Origin of the sequence: Streptomyces bottropensis ATCC 25435, from assembly GCF_000383595.1 — a bacterium.
Classification (GTDB): domain Bacteria; phylum Actinomycetota; class Actinomycetes; order Streptomycetales; family Streptomycetaceae; genus Streptomyces; species Streptomyces bottropensis.
The window spans coordinates 8,490,950-8,506,900 of record NZ_KB911581.1 but is presented as its reverse complement, the minus strand read 5'-3'; the positions used below and the strand labels follow the sequence as shown (position 1 = coordinate 8,506,900).

Genomic DNA, 15,951 nt, shown 5'->3' with positions numbered 1-15,951 from the left:
GTCGAGGGGCCGCCCCGTACACCGCGACGCACTTTCGATCCAACGCCACACGACATGGGGGAACTCGCTCATGAACAGCAACACCACCACCCGCAAGCACGTCCGCCGCACCGCTCTGATCGCCGGCCTCGTCGCCGCCGTCGTCCTCCCGCTGGGGCTCACCGCGTCGGCGGAGGCGACCACGGGAGGGACGACGGCGGGTGCCGTCGCGCAGCGGACCATCAGCGGCAAGTCGTCGGACAACGTGACCCGGGTCGCCGACTTCTACGGCGCCTACATCGACGCCCAGCTCGACGCGGACAACGGCAGGCTGACCACCGAACTCCGCGAGTTCTACGTCCGCCCCGACGCTCTCCGCAAGGTGGAGAAGTGGGAGGCCCGCAACAACGCGGACGGCATCCTGCACGCCCAGAACGTCCCGGCGAAGTGGACGGTCAAGAACGGCGCCACCGCAAACAAGGTCGCCGTCACCCTCAGCTGGGGTCGGGGAGGGACCGTCAAGCTCGTCGTCGACCTGGACCGCGACCACCGGATCACCCGCATCGGCGTCCCCGGCGGCAGCGGCAAGTGACGGCGGGTCCCGGGTCGCGTGGGCGGCCCGGGACCGCGTGTCGGGGGCGAGCCGGCCCGGGACGTCGCGCCCAGGGGGGTGGGTCAGCGCAGCCGGCGGGCCAGTTCCAGGTCGTCGGGGTCGAGGGGGCGCCCCTCCTCGATCTCCCAGAGGGCGTTCTGGAGGAGGCGGGCGAGGGTCCAGGCACGGGCGCGGTCACGGTCCAGGGAGAGGACGTCGGTCATCGCGTCGAAGCGCCAGGGGACGTCGTCCGGGTCGAAGCGGTTGTTCAGGGCCGGCCAGAGGTCGAAGGCGGGGTCGCCGGCGAGGGGCTTGGGGTCGATGGCGAGCCAGGGGGCGCGGTCGGCGCCCAGGACGTTGCCGAAGTGCAGGTCCCAGTGGAGAAGGCGGTCGCCGGGTTCGGCCCTGACCTCGCGGAGCGCCGCCGCGCAGTCCGCGAGCAGGCGGCGGTCAAAGGGGTCCGGGACGCGGGCCAGCACGGGGGGCGTGCGGTCCAGCATGTCCGCCGCGATGTCGGCCAGGCGGCGCAGGGCCGGCGGGGCGGGGGTGGCGGTCAGGTGGGCCAGGAGGCGGGCGATGACGAGGACGGCCGCGTGGGTGTCTGGTTCGTGGGACAGCATGCGGGCCGGGTCGAGGCGTTCGAGCAGCATGCTGCCCGTCTCCGGGTCGTGGTCCAGCAGCCGTACCGCCCCGTCGCCGTCCCAGACGCGCAGGGCGACCGGCTCTCCCGCGCTCTCGTCGTCGAGGATCTGGAGCTTGAGGACGGCCGGGGTCTCGTCGGCCGTGCGGACCACGGGCAGGACCAGGGCGCACATGCCGTGCATGGCCGGTCCGTCCGGGCGCAGGCCCCAGTGGTCGAGGAACCGGGCGGCCAGGCCCGGCAGGGCGGCGGCGAAGGCCCGCCCCTTCTCCTCGAAGAACATCGCCAGCGTGGCGGCCAGTTCCTCCGGTACCGGGATGGCATCGGTCATGCGGGCGACCCTACGGGCGCGCCTGCCCGAGGCGCCTTCGATTTCGGGCCCGGCGACGGTGCGCAGGCCACGAAATCCGTAGGAGACAGAGGCCCTCGGCAAGGGTTAGCGTCCCGCCATGAGCAGCTCGGACGCGATGGCCGGCACCGTCAACGGTGGGATCTCCTTCTGGTACGCGCAGACCGGCCTCCCTGTCCCGAGGGAGCCGCTGGCCGGGGACGCGTCCGCCGACGTGGTGATCGTCGGAGGCGGGTACACCGGGCTGTGGACGGCCTACTACCTGAAGAAGGCCGCACCCGATCTGCGGATCGTCGTCCTGGAGCAGAAGTTCTGCGGGTACGGGGCTTCGGGGCGCAACGGCGGCTGGCTCTACAACGGGGTCGCGGGGCGGGACCGGTACGCGCGGCTGCACGGGCGGGAGGCCGCCGTGCGGTTGCAGCGGGCCATGAACGAGACCGTCGACGAGGTCGTGCGGGTGGCGGGCGAGGAGGGTGTCGAGGCGGACATCCACCGGGGCGGGGTACTCGAAGTCGCCTGCACCCCGGCCCAGTTGAGCCGCCTGCGGGCCTTCCACGAGCACGAGAGGGCGTACGGGGAGGACGACCGCGAGCTGTACGGCGCGCGGGAGACGGCCGAGCGGATCAGGGTCGCGGACGCGGTGGGGTCGACGTGGACGCCGCACGGGGCGCGGCTGAACCCGGTGAAGCTGGTGACGGGGCTGGCGGCCGTCGTCGAGCGGCTGGGGGTGACCGTGCACGAGCTGACGCCGGTGACCGAGATCCGGCCGCGGCAGGCGGTCACGCCGTACGGCACGGTCCGGGCGCCCCATGTGCTGCGCTGTACGGAGGGTTTCACGGCGAACCTCAGGGGCCAGCGGCGTACCTGGCTGCCGATGAACTCCTCGATGATCGCCACCGCGCCGCTGACGGCCGGGCAGTGGGCCGCGATCGGCTGGGAGGGCCGCGAGACGCTCGGCGACATGGCGCACGCGTACATGTATGCGCAGCGCACCGCCGACGACCGGATCGCGCTCGGCGGCCGCGGGGTGCCGTACCGCTTCGGGTCGCGGACGGACAACGACGGGCGTACGCAGGCGGCCACGATCGAGGCGCTGTACGAGATCCTGGTGCGCTTCTTCCCCTCGCTGGCGGGGGTGCGGGTCGACCATGCCTGGTCGGGCGTGCTCGGGGTCCCGCGTGACTGGTGTGCCACGGTCACCCTCGACCGGTCGACGGGGCTCGGCTGGGCCGGCGGTTACGTCGGCTCGGGGGTGGCCACCACCAACCTCGCCGCTCGCACCCTGCGCGATCTCGTCCTGCGGGACTCCGGGCAGGTCGGGTCCACCGAGCTGACCTCGCTGCCGTGGGTGAACCACCGGGTCCGCAAGTGGGAACCGGAGCCGCTGCGGTGGGCGGGGGTGCGGGGCATGTACGCCACGTACCGTGCCGCCGACCGGCGCGAGGCGGCGTCGAACAAGGGGGAGCCGTCGCGGTTGGCGCGGGTGGCGGATCGGGTGGCGGGGCGGCACTGAGAGCGGTCTCAGGCTTGCTTCAGGTCGAGGGGGGCCTTCGACCTCCTGCCCAGCGCCAGGGAGACGGCCGCGAGGGCGCTGTTGAACGACACCTCCGAGAGGACACCCGGCGCCGCGACCTGGTCGCCGGCCAGGTAGACGTCGTCGCCCCGGTCCACGGCCGGGCGGTCCCGCCAGCTGGTGCCGGGCAGATCGACCGCGCCCGTACGGCCGTTCGAGGTGGCCTCGCGGCGCCAGGTGACCCGGTCCCGCCAGCCGGGGAAACCCAGGTCGAGCAGGTGCTCGGCGCGGGTGACGCCGTCGGCGCGCGACTCGTGCGGGCCGATCGGGAACTGCCCCTGGAGCAGTTGCTCGCCCGCCGGGGCCAGCGTGCGGTCCTGCGCGGTGAACCGCTCGATCCAGCCGGGCGCGTCCAGGTCGGAGACGGCGAAGGCGTCGCCCCGGCGGGTGCGTACGGCGAGGTCGACGAGGGCGGTACGGCCGCTCGGCCAGGTCAGCGAGTCGTCCCCGAGCAGGCGTCGGGCGGCGTCCAGGGAGGTGGCGACCACGATCGGGCCGGTGCCCCCGCCGCCTGCCCGGCCGCCGAGGGCGTCGAGGCTGTCGACGCGGCTGAGGGTCTCCATCCGGACGCCCAGGTTCCAGGCGCGGGCCGCCATCCGGTCGATGACGCTCGCCCAGCCGCCGCGCGGGTAGTGCGCCTCCGGGGGCAGCTTCGTGGCCCGGCGCAGCCGTTCCTGCACGAACGCGGCGGACAGGGAGCCCGGGGCGTGGTGGAACAGCGCCACCGCCGCGTAGTTGGCGGCGGCCCGCGCGGCCTCCTCGCCGGCCTGCGCGGTCGCCCAGGTGCGGAAGTCGACATCGACGGGTGCGGGCCGGCCCGCCCGGCGGGGGCGCAGGAGCTTGAGCATGGCGAACGGCGGTGTCCGGCGCAGGGCGCCCTTGTGGTGCAGGCGGAGCCGGGCGGTCTCCAGGGGCGGGAGCGGGGCGAGCGGTCCGATCAGGTCCCGCTGCCCGAGCCAGGTCCAGTGCGGGCCGCCGCTGTAGAGCGCGTGCGGTCCCTCGTTCGTCCGGTACGGCCCCTCCGCCGTCCGGGCCCGGCCGCCGAGCGTGTGGTGCGCCTCGTACACGGTGACCTTCGCGCCCGCCTCCGCGGCGGTGATCGCCGCGGTGAGCCCGGCGAAGCCGCCGCCGATGACGGTGAGGGGGGCGGGGGTTCGGCTGGTGCGCATGGCTGGGGCTCCCTCGGGTCGGTGCCGGCCGGGTCGGTGGCTGTTCACGTGTACGACGGGTCGAGGGGGCCGGAATGTGACATGGCCTGGTTTCGGCGGGGCGTTCGCGCAGGTCATGTGGATTGTCAGTGGTGGGGTGCACGATGGGGGCATGGTGCGGGCGAGGTCGGTGGTGAAGGCGGCGCGGCGGCCGGAGGTGCGGTTGCCGGTGCTGGAGGTGTTCGGGGGCGGAGAGCTGGAGCCCGACGGGGACTATGACGGGCTGGAGTTCCGGGAGCTGGACTTCGTCGGGCAGGACGGCGGGGGTGCGCGGTTCATGGACTGTGCGCTGACGGGGTGCGCGCTGGACGAGACGCGGTTGCAGCGGGCTCGGGTGCTCGATTCCGTCCTCACCGGGATACGGGGGGTGGGGACGAATCTGGCCGGGGCGACGCTGCGGGATGTGGAGCTGGTTGACGCGCGGCTCGGTGGGGTGCAGTTGCACGGCGGCGTGCTGGAGCGGGTGCTGGTGCGCGGGGGGAAGATCGACTACCTGAATCTGCGGGAGGCTCGGCTTCGGGACGTGGTGTTCGAGGACTGTGTGCTGGTCGAGCCGGATTTCGGGGGTGCGCGGTTGGAGCGGGTCTCGTTCGCGGGGTGTGCGTTGAAGGGGGTGGATCTGACCGGGGTGAGCTTCGTGGATGTGGATCTGCGGGGGGCCGCGTCGGTGGAGATCGTGCGGGGGGTGGAGCGGTTGTCCGGGGCCGTGATCAGTGCGGCGCAGTTGATGGATCTGGCGCCGGTGTTGGCGGGGGAGATGGGGATTCGGGTGGAGGGGTGACCTCTGGGGTGCCGGGGTGTGTCTCGCCCCCGCCGCCCCTACCCGTCCCGTCCTGAGGGGCTGCGCCCCTTCGACCCCCGTCCGCGGGTCCGGTGGGGGTTCTCGCGCAGTTCCCCGCGCCCCTGAAAAGCAGGGGCTGCGCCCACTGCCCTTCAGGCCCGCGGGGCCGTTGCCTTTCGGGCCCGCGGGGCCTTGGATTTCAGGCCCGCAAGGCCTGGGCTTTCAGGGGCGCGGGGCCATGGCCTTCAGGCCCGCAGGGCCCGTGTCTTTCAGGGGCGCGGGGAACTGCGCGATCAGCCCCCACCGGGCCCGCGGGCGAACGGGGCAGGCCCCCTACGGCATCCTCGGGAAGCGGGACTGGAGGGTCCAGATCGCCGGGTTCTCGGCCAGCGTTTCGTGGAGGTCGCAGAGGTCGGCGATCACGTCGTGCAGGAAGTCGCGGGCCTCGCGGCGGAGTTCGGAGTGGGAGAAGGTCAGCGGGGGGTCCTCGGCCCGCATCCAGTCCGCCTCGACGTCCACCCAGCCGAAGCGCCGCTCGAAGAGCATGCGGTCGGTGGACTCGGTGAAGTCGAGTTCCGCGCGCTGGGGCCGGGAGGCGCGGGACCCGGCCGGGTCCTGGTCGAGCCGCTCCACGATGTCGCACAGCGCCCACGCGAAGTCCAGCACCGGCACCCATCCCCAGGCTGTGGACAGCTCCCGGTCCGCCTTCGTGTCGGCGAGGTAGACGTCCCCGCAGAACAGGTCGTGCCGCAGCGCGTACACGTCGGCGCGGCGGTAGTCCGTCTGCGGCGGGTCGGGGAAGCGGTTGGAGAGGGCGTAGCCGATGTCGAGCACGTAGGCGATGGTGTCATGTCCTCATAGGATCGCCGACGTGTCCCGATCCGCCCCGGTTGTCCCGGCCGCCCTGCTCACCGTCGCGCTCGCGCTCACGCTCACGTCGTGCGCCGAGGGCGGTGGCGAGGCCGTGGCCGGCAAGGGAGCCGCGGGCCTGCGCGACCCGTACTTCCCGCAGCTCGGCAACGGCGGCTACGACGTCACGCACTACGCCCTCACCCTCGGGTACACAGCCCCGTCCGAGGCCGGGTCCGGCGGCCGCCTGCGCGGCACCGCCGTCATCACCGCCAGGGCGACCCGGGACCTCGGCTCGTTCAACCTCGACCTGTCGGGTATGGACGTCGAGTCGGTCGCCGTCGAGGGCGCGGCGGCACGCTGGAAGCGGGCGGGGCAGGAGCTGACGGTCACCCCCGGGGGCGGGCTCCGCGCGGGGGAGACGTTCCGTACGAGGGTGCGGTACTCGGGCACCCCGGAGACGATCACCGACCCGGACGGCTCCCGGGAGGGCTGGCTGCCGACCGCCGACGGCGTCCTCGCCCTCGGCGAACCGGCGGGCTCGATGACCTGGTTCCCCGGCAACCACCACCCCTCCGACAAGGCGGCCTACGACATCACGGTCACCGTGCCCGAGGGCCTGCGGGCCGTCTCCAACGGGGAGTTGACGAGCGAGTCCGGCGAGGGCGGCCGTACGACGTACACCTGGCGCGTCGCCGAGCCGATGGCGAGCTATCTGGCCACGATCGCGATCGGCCGGTTCGAGATCAGGCGCTCGACGGTCGAAGCGGGCGGGGGAGCGGACCGGGGCGCGGGCCGGCTTCCGGTGTACGTCGCCGTCGATCCCACCCAGGCCGAGGACAGCCGTGCGGTCCTGGACCGGATCCCCGAGGTCATCGACTGGGCGGAGGGGATCTTCGGCCCGTACCCCTTCTCCTCGACCGGTGCGATCGTCGACCGGCCGCAGGACGTGGCGTACGCGCTGGAGACCCAGAACCGCCCGGTCTTCCCCGGCGCGCCCGGCCTCCCGCTCCTCGTCCACGAGCTGGCCCACCAGTGGTACGGCGACTCCGTGACCCCGAGAAGCTGGCGGGACATGTGGCTCAACGAGGGCTTCGCCACCTACGCCGAGTGGCTGTGGGAGGAGGACCACGGCGGAGACACCGCCCAGGAGTCCTTCGACGCGCTGTACGAGGGCGAGTACTTCCAGGACGCCGACGAGAGCGAGGCGGTCTGGGACTTCCCGCCCGCGAAGCCGCCGAGCGCCGCCCGTATCTCCGACAGCCCGGTGTACGAGCGCGGGGCCATGGTGCTGCACAAGATCCGTAAGGCCGTCGGCGACGACGCCTTCTTCGCGCTCATCCGGGGCTGGGCGACCGCCCACCGCCACGGCAACGCGGACACGGCCGACTTCACGGCGTACGTGGAGAAGTACGCCGGAAAGGCGGCTCCGGACGCGGACCTGAGCCCGGTCTGGAAGGACTGGCTGTACGGGGAGGGCAGACCGCCCCGGGCCTGAGGGGAGTCAGTCCCCTCGTCGTGGCGGCCGCTCCGACTCCTCGAACTCCGTGAGCAGCCGGGGCAGTCGGGGCGGCCACACCGCCCCGCTCGCCTCGGTGAGTTCCTGGCGGGTCCACCAGCGCCAGCTCAGGATGCCCTCCTCGGCGCGCGCGCCGGCGAGGGGGCCGCCGACCGGCTCGCGGCGCGGGGCCCGTGCCACGTACAGGTGGTCGTGCTGGCGGACGGGGACGCCGGCGCGGGTGAAGTCATGGGTCCAGGTGTGGAGGAAGGCGTCCGGCTCCACGTCCGTCCAGCCCGTCTCCTCGCGCAGTTCCCGCAGGGCGCCCTCGCGCGGTGTCTCACCGGCCTCCAGACCGCCACCGGGCAGGGCCCAGTGCGAGCCCACCTCCTCGTTGTGGTACTCGAACAGGAAGACCGCACCGTCCGGGTCGAGTACGGCGACCCGCGCGGCCTGCCGTGCCGTACGCAGCGTCTTGCGCAACACGGCGCAGGGGCGCCCCAGTTGCCGGTCCGGGCGGTGCTCCACGACCTCGTAGCCGAGGGCCGTCCAGAACGCGAGGCCCCTGGGGTTGTTGTCGAGTACCGCCAACCGTACGGCGGTGCGCCCGGCCCGCCGGAACCGTTCCTCGACGAGGCTCGCCAACTGGCTGCCGTATCCCCGCCGTTGAGCGGTGGGGTCGACGAGCAGGAGCCCGATCCACGGGTCGGGGTCGGCCGGATCGGGATGACGGGCGAGGGTGATGGCGACCCCGACGAGCCGCCCCTCGCCGCTCCGCCCGGTCTCGCCGTCCTCTCCGGCGTCGCGCGCGAGCAGGATCTCCGCCTCCGGGTCGGCCAGCTCCACCGCCAGTGCCGCGGCCACCTGTTCGGGCCGGATGTCGTTCGCGTCCGGGAAGTCACCGCTCAGGGCGTAGAAGTCGCGGTGGGCGGCGTACAGGGCGGTGAGTTCGGTGAGGAGGGGGCCGGGGACGGTTCCGTCCTCGGCGGTGCGCAGGGGTGTGAGCAGCATGGCCCGCACGCTATCGACGGGGTCCGACAACGGCTCGGGACCGAGCGGTCCGACCGGACCTACAGTTCTCCCCGACGTGCGGAGGCCGTGAAGAGTGGAGAGGTGAGGGGGCGCGTGGAGCAGCGGGTGCGGGTGCACAGGGCCCGGCTGGGCGGCGACGAGTTCCGGGTGATCCGGCCGGTCCCGTCACCGGCACGGCTGGTGTTGCGCGACGACGGTCACTGGCTGTCGATGTACGCCGACCGGGCCGGCGCGGAACAGCTGGTCGCCCTGTGGGCGCTGGCCGCCCGGTCCGCCCGTTCGCTGGTCCATCTGCCGATCCGCGCCCAACCCGCTCCCGACGGCGTCACGGCCGGTGACGGTGAACCCGTCTCGCTGGACCTGGTTCTGCTCCACCACAGGCTGGGGTTTCCGACCGCCTCGTGGAAGCGGGTGCGCGCACGGCTCGACGCGGGCAGGCCGCAGACGACGGGCACGCCGGAGCGGGACGTCCCGGAGGAGGACGCCATCCGCCACGAACGGCGGCACTACCGCTCCTACCGCGACCATCTCGCCTTCGACCTGGCCGCGCACACGCTCTTCGTCGTGGGCAGCCCCACCGCCTCCCGCGAGCACGGCACCCTCCTGCGGGGGCTCGTCGACGAGGCCCCGTCGTTCCCGCACCGGCATCCGCCCGCCCAGCACTACTGCGTGGAACTGGGCGCGGGGCCCTGGTCGCGCCCGTGGAACCGACGGGGCGTGCCCGCCTCACTGCACATCCAGTACTCCGCCGACTGGCGGGTGTGAGCTGAGGGTGAGCGGGACTCGCGGCGGGGGGTCGCGCGCGCCCGGGACGGCCGAAGGCCCCGCTGCGACGCTGAGGGTCGCGGCGGGGCCTTCGGCAGTGCGTGCGGCGGGGCGGCGATGCCCCTTCCGGACGTCGGGCCGAGCCGTGAGGCCGTCGGTCCGAGCCCTGGGGCCGAGGCCACGGGGCCGAGCCGTCGGGCCGTCAGGAGACGTCAGACGTTGACGCCGAAGTCCTGGGCGATGCCGACGAGGCCCGAGGCGTAACCCTGACCGACGGCGCGGAACTTCCACTCGGCGCCGTTGCGGTACAGCTCGCCGAAGACCATCGCCGTCTCGGTGGCCGCGTCCTCGGAGAGGTCGTAGCGGGCGATCTCGGCGCCGCCGGCCTGGTTGACGATGCGGATGTAGGCGTTGCGGACCTGGCCGAAGTTCTGCGAGCGGTTCTCGGCGTCGTAGATGGAGACCGGGAAGACGATCTTGTCGACGTCGGCGGGGAGACCCGCCAGGTTGACGTTGATCGCCTCGTCGTCGCCCGCGCCCTCGCCCGTGCGGTTGTCGCCGGTGTGGACGATGGTCTGGTCCGGGGTCTGCTTGTTGTTGAAGAAGACGAAGTGACCGTCCGAATAGACCTTGCCCTGCGGGTTGACCGCGATCGCGGAGGCGTCGAGGTCGAAGTCCGTGCCGGTGGTGGTGCGGACGTCCCAGCCCAGGCCCACGGTGACGGCGGTCAGGCCCGGAGCCTCCTTGGTGAGCGAGACGTTGCCACCCTTGGACAGGCTTACAGCCATGGTTGGGAGTCCTTCCCTCGTTGCGTACGTGCCTTACGGGGCTTCGTGCCGGGGACGAAGCTACCTGTACCCCTATGAACGTCGGGAGGGGCGCCAGAGGTTCCTGCGGTTTTTACTTTCTTTACTCATGCTTCCCGGGCGTGGTGAAAAGGGCGTGACGTGGACCGGACATCCGCGCGACCATGGGGGCATGTCCGGTCCTCACGTCATCCGTGGCTCCGTCTCGCTTCCCGAGGCCGAGCTCCAGTGGCGTTTCTCCCGCTCCTCCGGTCCCGGCGGGCAGCACGTCAACACCAGTGACTCCCAGGTCGAGCTGCGGTTCGACCTGGCGAACACCGAGGCACTGCCCGAAGTGTGGAAGGCGCGGGCGCTGGAGCGGCTCGCGGGGCGGCTCGTCGACGGCGTCATCAGCGTCCGGGCCTCCGAGCACCGCTCCCAGTGGCGCAACCGCGAGACCGCCGCCGTCCGTCTGGCCGCGCTGCTCGCCGAGGCGACCGCGCCGCCGCCCAAGCCGCGCCGGGCGACCCGTATTCCGCGTGGCATCAACGAACGGCGGCTGCGAGAGAAGAAGCAGCGGTCCGACACCAAACGGGGGCGGCAGGGGCGGGACTGGGGCTGAGGCCCTCGCCCACGGTTCCCGCGCCCGGTTCCCGGGCCCGGTTCCCACGCGCGTGCCCTGCCGCGCCCCGCCGGTCCGCACGGCGCGTCCTACGGGGCCAGTTGCCGGTAGCGGCCCCGGAAGTAGCTGAGCGGGCCCGCGTTCGCGCCTGCCGCCGTCGAGGCGAGGACCCGGCCGATGACCAGGGTGTGGTCGCCGGCGGTCACCCGCTGCTCGGTGCGGCACTCCAGGGTGGCGAGGGCGCCGTCGATCAGGGGCGCGCCGGTGATTCCGCCCCTGGTGTGTGCGAGGTCCGCGAAGAGGAGGCGGTCGCTCACGCGGTTCTTCATGGCGAAGCGGGCCGCGGCGGTGCGCTGGTGCTCGGACAGGACGGAGACCGCCCACAGCGGCTGCTCGGCGAGGAGGTCGTCCATCCGGGAGCCCTCGCGGAGGCTGACCATGACGAGGGGCGGGTCCAGGGACACGGACATGAAGGAGGTGGCCGTCATCCCGACGTCCTCGCCGCGCGGTCCCTCCGGGTCCAGCGCCGCCTCGTGCGCGGTGACCAGGACCACACCGGCCGCCAGCCGGGACATCGCGGCACGGAATTCGTCTTCGCTCACCCCCTCAGCATGTACCGAGGGGGGAAAGCCGGGCGAAGCCGGGGGAGGGGCTGACAGCGAGTTCTTCGGCACGCCAGCACGCTAGCTCCCGGCCCACGCCCACCACATCGGGCCCCCGCCCGATCCGCCCCCGGACCTGCGACCTAGGGCCCCATAAGCCTTCCACAGGCCTTGCAGGGGCCACAGACCTTCCACGGGCCACAGGCCTTCCAAGGGCCTGTGCAAGGCCTCCGGGGCCCCGGCCGTCCACAAGTAAGGTCCTCGCCCTCGCGGACGTCCTCCATGTGGCTTCGCGTCCGGTCGGGATCGCTTTTGTCCCGCTCCGACTCGTCCGCCGTCAGGCGGCGGCGCTCCACGGTGTCACTGACGGGCTCATGCCAGGAGCCCTGGTGGGCCCGGCTGTCGGCCATCCGCGCCGGTCAGCCCCGCGCGCAGCGCCTACACAGAGTTCTGAATTCTGTTCAAAAAACGCACGAGAGAAACGCATAAACTCCACTCAATTGCTCATGTTCTGTTGTGACTTGAGTCACAGGAGCCATATTTTGTTGACCCTGTGTACCGAGTGGGCTTCGCGCTGTGATTCAGTGGCGGGGACGCTGCAAGCTGTAAGCGGGAACTGTAAGCGGTAGTAAGCCCGCGAGTTAAGCAGGTTACCTGGAGCCTGGAGCTGCCACGAGATCTCGGGGGGAGGGCGAATGGAAACCGATTCGGAGCCCTACGTCCGTCTGACGACGCTGCGGCAGTTGCACCAGGTGATGGCGGACATGAACACCGCGCGCAGCCTGGCCGACACGCTGCAGACCGTCGCCGACGGCGTGGTCAACGGCCTGGGCTACGAACTGGCCTGCGTGAACCTCGTCCGCCCCGACGGCGACCTGGTCGTCGCCGCCCTCGCCGGGAACAGCGCCGCCGAGGCCCTGATCACCGGCCGCGTCGGCTCCCGCGAATCCTGGGAGCGACGGCTGACCATGGGCGAGGCCTGGGGCGACCTGCGGTTCATACCCCACACCGAGGGCTGGGTGCTCGACGAGGACGACGTACCGCAGTGGTACACCGACGGCCCCGCCCCCCGGTTCGAGGACGAGTGGCATCCCTCGGACCGCCTCTTCGCCCCGATGTACACCCCGGGCGCCGGTGGCGCCTCCTGCGGCGAACTGCTCGGTGTCGTGTCCGTGGACCGGCCGCGCAACGGCCGGCGACCGGGCGCATGGGGACGCGAAGCGCTCCAGATGTACGCATTCCAGGCCGCCATCGCGATCAGCAACGCTCGCCTGCGCGCCAACATGCAGCGTGCGCTGGTCAGGCTCGAAAGGGAGCAGCAGGCGCTGCGCGCCAGCGAGGAGTCCTTCCGGCAGGCCTTCGAGTACGCCCCCTCCGGCATGGCCATCGCCGAGATGGGCGGCGACCAGCACGGCCGGATCCTGCGGACCAACGACGCGCTGTGCCGGCTGCTCGGGCGGCCCGCCTCCGCGATGCGGCGCTACTCCTTCTCCGACCTCGTCCACCCCGAGGACATAGGCACCCTCCTGCGGACCTCCGCCGAGGGCGGGCGCGCGGAGCTGCGGCTCGGGCGGCGCGACGGGACGTACGTCTGGGTGTCGCTGCGCAACAGCGTGGTCGCGGACGCCGCCGACGGGCCCCGTTTCCTGCTCACCCACGTCGAGGACATAGAGGAGCGCAAGCGGCGTGAGCTGCAGCTCGCGCACCGGGCCTCGCACGACGCCCTCACCGGCCTGCCGAACTCGGCCGAGCTGCGCTCGCGCCTGGCCGCGCGTCTCTGCCCGCGCCCCCAGTCGCTCCCGGCCGGCGCGGCGGCCGACTCGATGAACGCGGCCTTCGGGCCCTTCGGGGAGCAGGGAGAGGTCGGCGCCGGGCACGGCGAGTTCGGGGAGCACGGCGAGCACGCGGCGCGGCTGCCGCACCCGTCCTTCGACGACTACGAGGCCGCGGGGCACAGCGGGCACGCCTTCGGTTTCAACCGGACCGGTGAACCGTTCGACGCCTTCGACCACCATGTGCACACCGTCGCGCCCGAGGACGAGCGGGACGACGGGACCAAGGGGCTCGCGGTGCTCTTCTGCGACCTCGACGGGTTCAAGTCGATCAACGACCGGTTCGGGCACAACTCGGGCGACGCCGTCCTCATCGAGGTCGCCCGGCGGCTCAGCCGGGGTGTGCGCGACGGTGACACGGTGGCCCGGCTCGGCGGCGACGAGTTCGTCGTCCTCGCCGACGGCCTCGGTCGCGCGGACGCCCAGGACCTCGCCGTACGCCTGCGCAACGAGATCATTCAGCCGATTCGGGTCGACGGCCGCGCAATGCGCGTAGGCGCCAGTTTCGGTATCGGATGGGCCCATTGCGGAATGACGGCGGACGAGGTGTTGAAATCAGCTGACGAGCGGATGTACGTCGAGAAACGATCTCGTCCCAGGCAGCACAGGCGGGCCGGATAGCGTCCGGAGTGACGCTGGAAACATGGGACGATATCCGCAGGTCAGAGGCGTGCGGTGGCAGGAAGTCGGCGGGTGTCCGGTGGGTGGGCCGGGTGATGAGGTCCGAGTCACCCGTTTGGGTCACCACGAGCGGGTAGGCTCGCTCTCCTGCACCCCCGAGCAATAACCCGCCACCCGTACGTGTAAGTACCGCACCGCTGAGGAGACCTAGGGATGACGCCCGGCAACAACGGCGCGAGCACGCCCGAGGACGACGACCCGTTCGGCTACCTCTACGAGGACGGACAGGCCCGAGGAGCCCAGCCGCCCAGCGCGAGCTACGGCTACCCCAACGCGGTCAACCGGGCGCGGCCGGTCGGTGAACGCCAGTACGGGCAGCAGACCCAGCAGGCTCCGCAGGCCGCCACCGCGCAGTACGGGCAGGTCCCGCAGCAGGGGTACGGCCAGCAGCAGGCGGGCGCCGGCCGGCCGAACGCGCACTACCAGGCCCCCGAGAGCTTCTCCGGCGGCGCGCCGACGACCCGGCAGCAGAGCCACGGAGTCGGCGGCGGCGGCCGGGGCCGCGGCCCCAACACCAAGGGCCTCCTCATCGGCGCGATCGCCGTCGTGGCGGCGGTCGTGATCGGCATCGGCATCGCCATGCTCGGCGACGACGGCGAGGACGCGTCCAACAACGACGCCGGTGCCTCGACGACCCCGACCACCGGGGAGAGCGCCGACCCCAGCCCGTCGGCCAGCAAGTCGAAGAAGGCGGAAGCCCAGGAACTCCCCAAGGCCGAGGCCAAGACCCTCCTCCTCGGCGGCAACGCGGCCATCGCGTCCGACGTCCCCGGCGCCAAGTCGGACGGGGGCTTCTACGTCGGGAACTTCAACTCGGTGGGTTCGTCGGTGACGTGGAAGGCGGAGGACGTCCCGAAGGCCGATTCCTACCGGCTGTACGTCGTCTACGGCGTACCCGGCAAGGACGCCAACGCCACGCTCACGGTCAACGGCAAGGCCCAGAGCCGCCCGCTCAACCTCAAGAACTTCTCGAATGCCCCGGAGGGCGACTACGAGAAGGGCTGGACGTACAGCTGGTCGGCCGTCCAGCTCAACAAGGGCACCAACGAGATCAAGATCTCGTGCGAAGAGGGCAACTCCTGTGACGTCAACATCGACCAGCTGTACCTGACCGGCAAGGACGAGGACGGCGGAAACTGAGCGCCTCCGCTCACGCCGCCGTGACCTCCTCCGTCACCGTCACCTGCCCCACCAATTCCTCGTACGCCTGACGGTCGAACTCGCCCGCCACCGGGGTCAGTACGGTCGCCGCCGACAGGGCCACGGCTCGGGCCAGGCGGGCGGGCCAGGGGAGGCGGTCGGTCAGGCCGGAGAGCAGGCCCGCGACCGCCGAGTCGCCCGCGCCGGTCGGGTTGCCGCGGAAGCGGCGGGGCGGGGCGGCGCGCCAGGTGCCTTCGGGAGTGTGGGCGAGGACGCCCTCGGGGCCGAGGGAGGCCACGACCGCCTGGGCGCCTCGGCGGCGGGCGTCACGGGTCGCGCGGGACGGCTCGTGGGAGCCGGTCAGTTCGGCCAGTTCGTCGGCGTTCGGCTTCACCAGGTCGGGGCGGGCGGCCACCCCGCGCCGCAGCGGCTCGCCGCTGGTGTCCAGCAGCACCGGGACGGACAGCGTGCGGGCGGTACGCACCAGACCCGCGTACGCGCCCACCGGCACCCCCGGCGGCAGGCTGCCGCACAGGGCCACCGCCGAGGCGGAGCGCAGCAGATGGGCGTACGCCTCCTGGAAGGCGGACCATTCGGCGGGTGTGATGAGCGGGCCCGGTTCGTTGAGCTGGGTCGTGTCACCGCTCGCGTCGGCCACGGCGACCGTCCGGCGGGTCGCGCCCTCCGCCGGGAGCAGCGCGTCCACCACACCCGGTGTGTGCGTGAGCCGGTCCCGCAGGGCGCGGCCGGTCGCGCCGCCTGCGAAGCCGGTGACCGTCACCTCGTGGCCGAGTGCCGCGAGGACGCGGGCCACGTTCAGCCCCTTGCCGCCGGGGCGTTCGGTCACGTCCGTCACCCGGTGCGTGGCGTGGGGCCTGAGGTCCCGTACGCGATAGGTGATGTCGAGAGCGGTGTTCAGTGTGACCGTGAGGATCACCTGGGCTCACCCCCTTGAGCCTCGACTGCGCGGAGGCTCGATCATGCCAAATGAGCGGCGGTCGGCCCAGACCGCCCGGACGTCAC

At 72.5% G+C, this 15,951-nt stretch carries 15 protein-coding genes; 8 read left to right on the top strand and 7 right to left on the bottom strand.

What is annotated here, in order from left to right:
• The first annotated feature begins 70 nt into the window (after window positions 1-70).
• Window positions 71-571, top strand: coding sequence for a hypothetical protein (locus STRBO_RS0137645; RefSeq protein WP_005486364.1), 501 nt, complete (start codon window positions 71-73; stop codon window positions 569-571).
• Window positions 572-654: 83 nt separating this feature from the next.
• Here STRBO_RS0137645 and STRBO_RS0137640 read toward each other — a convergent pair whose 3' ends face one another.
• The gene (locus tag STRBO_RS0137640) at window positions 655-1,542 is read right to left on the bottom strand and encodes an aminoglycoside phosphotransferase family protein (RefSeq protein WP_005486363.1); all 888 of its coding nucleotides are present in this window, start codon (window positions 1,540-1,542) and stop codon (window positions 655-657) included.
• Between the two features lie 118 nt (window positions 1,543-1,660).
• Between STRBO_RS0137640 and STRBO_RS0137635 the strand changes: the two genes are divergently transcribed.
• On the top strand, window positions 1,661-3,073 hold the full coding sequence (locus tag STRBO_RS0137635) for an NAD(P)/FAD-dependent oxidoreductase (RefSeq protein ID WP_005486362.1): 1,413 nt from the start codon (window positions 1,661-1,663) through the stop codon (window positions 3,071-3,073).
• An 8-nt stretch (window positions 3,074-3,081) separates the two neighbouring features.
• Here the strand turns inward: STRBO_RS0137635 and STRBO_RS0137630 are convergent, their stop codons facing one another.
• The gene (locus STRBO_RS0137630; RefSeq protein WP_005486361.1) at window positions 3,082-4,302 is read right to left on the bottom strand and encodes an FAD-dependent oxidoreductase; all 1,221 of its coding nucleotides are present in this window, start codon (window positions 4,300-4,302) and stop codon (window positions 3,082-3,084) included.
• Between the two features lie 115 nt (window positions 4,303-4,417).
• Between STRBO_RS0137630 and STRBO_RS0137625 the strand changes: the two genes are divergently transcribed.
• Window positions 4,418-5,122: a pentapeptide repeat-containing protein gene (locus STRBO_RS0137625; RefSeq protein ID WP_202500209.1), complete on the top strand. Its 705-nt coding sequence runs from the start codon at window positions 4,418-4,420 to the stop codon at window positions 5,120-5,122.
• 333 nt (window positions 5,123-5,455) lie between these two features.
• Here STRBO_RS0137625 and STRBO_RS0137620 read toward each other — a convergent pair whose 3' ends face one another.
• Window positions 5,456-5,956, bottom strand: coding sequence for a hypothetical protein (locus tag STRBO_RS0137620; protein WP_005486359.1), 501 nt, complete (start codon window positions 5,954-5,956; stop codon window positions 5,456-5,458).
• A gap of 7 nt (window positions 5,957-5,963) precedes the next feature.
• Here STRBO_RS0137620 and STRBO_RS0137615 point away from each other — a divergent pair, with 7 nt between their 5' ends.
• The gene (locus STRBO_RS0137615) at window positions 5,964-7,469 is read left to right on the top strand and encodes a M1 family metallopeptidase (protein ID WP_005486357.1); all 1,506 of its coding nucleotides are present in this window, start codon (window positions 5,964-5,966) and stop codon (window positions 7,467-7,469) included.
• 6 nt (window positions 7,470-7,475) lie between these two features.
• On the opposite strand, the gene STRBO_RS0137610 is transcribed toward STRBO_RS0137615, so the two are convergent.
• Window positions 7,476-8,480, bottom strand: a complete 1,005-nt coding sequence (locus STRBO_RS0137610) for a bifunctional GNAT family N-acetyltransferase/NUDIX hydrolase (protein ID WP_005486356.1) — start codon at window positions 8,478-8,480, stop codon at window positions 7,476-7,478.
• Window positions 8,481-8,594: 114 nt separating this feature from the next.
• Between STRBO_RS0137610 and STRBO_RS0137605 the strand changes: the two genes are divergently transcribed.
• Window positions 8,595-9,266 (top strand): hypothetical protein, encoded by a 672-nt coding sequence (locus STRBO_RS0137605; protein ID WP_005486354.1) that lies wholly within the window; start codon window positions 8,595-8,597, stop codon window positions 9,264-9,266.
• 212 nt (window positions 9,267-9,478) lie between these two features.
• Here the strand turns inward: STRBO_RS0137605 and STRBO_RS0137600 are convergent, their stop codons facing one another.
• Window positions 9,479-10,054: a TerD family protein gene (locus STRBO_RS0137600; RefSeq protein WP_005486352.1), complete on the bottom strand. Its 576-nt coding sequence runs from the start codon at window positions 10,052-10,054 to the stop codon at window positions 9,479-9,481.
• A 190-nt stretch (window positions 10,055-10,244) separates the two neighbouring features.
• Between STRBO_RS0137600 and arfB the strand changes: the two genes are divergently transcribed.
• Window positions 10,245-10,673 (top strand): alternative ribosome rescue aminoacyl-tRNA hydrolase ArfB, encoded by a 429-nt coding sequence (gene arfB / locus STRBO_RS0137595; protein ID WP_005486351.1) that lies wholly within the window; start codon window positions 10,245-10,247, stop codon window positions 10,671-10,673.
• Between the two features lie 89 nt (window positions 10,674-10,762).
• On the opposite strand, the gene STRBO_RS0137590 is transcribed toward arfB, so the two are convergent.
• The gene (locus STRBO_RS0137590) at window positions 10,763-11,275 is read right to left on the bottom strand and encodes a flavin reductase family protein (protein WP_005486350.1); all 513 of its coding nucleotides are present in this window, start codon (window positions 11,273-11,275) and stop codon (window positions 10,763-10,765) included.
• A 695-nt stretch (window positions 11,276-11,970) separates the two neighbouring features.
• Between STRBO_RS0137590 and cdgB the strand changes: the two genes are divergently transcribed.
• Window positions 11,971-13,728, top strand: a complete 1,758-nt coding sequence (gene cdgB / locus STRBO_RS0137585; protein ID WP_005486349.1) for a diguanylate cyclase CdgB — start codon at window positions 11,971-11,973, stop codon at window positions 13,726-13,728.
• A 213-nt stretch (window positions 13,729-13,941) separates the two neighbouring features.
• On the top strand, window positions 13,942-14,928 hold the full coding sequence (locus STRBO_RS0137580) for a carbohydrate-binding protein (protein WP_005486348.1): 987 nt from the start codon (window positions 13,942-13,944) through the stop codon (window positions 14,926-14,928).
• Between the two features lie 10 nt (window positions 14,929-14,938).
• On the opposite strand, the gene STRBO_RS0137575 is transcribed toward STRBO_RS0137580, so the two are convergent.
• A complete protein-coding gene (locus STRBO_RS0137575; protein ID WP_005486347.1) occupies window positions 14,939-15,865 on the bottom strand; it encodes a 1-phosphofructokinase in 927 nt (308 codons plus the stop codon).
• Window positions 15,866-15,951: the final 86 nt, after the last annotated feature.

Coding starts and splice junctions, on each gene's coding strand:
- STRBO_RS0137610 (WP_005486356.1), bottom strand. CDS start 8,480: ATGCTGCTCACACCCCTGCGCACCGCCGAGGACGGAACCGTCCCCGGC.
- arfB (WP_005486351.1), top strand. CDS start 10,245: ATGTCCGGTCCTCACGTCATCCGTGGCTCCGTCTCGCTTCCCGAGGCC.
- STRBO_RS0137630 (WP_005486361.1), bottom strand. CDS start 4,302: ATGCGCACCAGCCGAACCCCCGCCCCCCTCACCGTCATCGGCGGCGGC.
- cdgB (WP_005486349.1), top strand. CDS start 11,971: ATGGAAACCGATTCGGAGCCCTACGTCCGTCTGACGACGCTGCGGCAG.
- STRBO_RS0137645 (WP_005486364.1), top strand. CDS start 71: ATGAACAGCAACACCACCACCCGCAAGCACGTCCGCCGCACCGCTCTG.
- STRBO_RS0137580 (WP_005486348.1), top strand. CDS start 13,942: ATGACGCCCGGCAACAACGGCGCGAGCACGCCCGAGGACGACGACCCG.
- STRBO_RS0137625 (WP_202500209.1), top strand. CDS start 4,418: ATGTGGATTGTCAGTGGTGGGGTGCACGATGGGGGCATGGTGCGGGCG.
- STRBO_RS0137640 (WP_005486363.1), bottom strand. CDS start 1,542: ATGACCGATGCCATCCCGGTACCGGAGGAACTGGCCGCCACGCTGGCG.
- STRBO_RS0137600 (WP_005486352.1), bottom strand. CDS start 10,054: ATGGCTGTAAGCCTGTCCAAGGGTGGCAACGTCTCGCTCACCAAGGAG.
- STRBO_RS0137615 (WP_005486357.1), top strand. CDS start 5,964: ATGGTGTCATGTCCTCATAGGATCGCCGACGTGTCCCGATCCGCCCCG.
- STRBO_RS0137635 (WP_005486362.1), top strand. CDS start 1,661: ATGAGCAGCTCGGACGCGATGGCCGGCACCGTCAACGGTGGGATCTCC.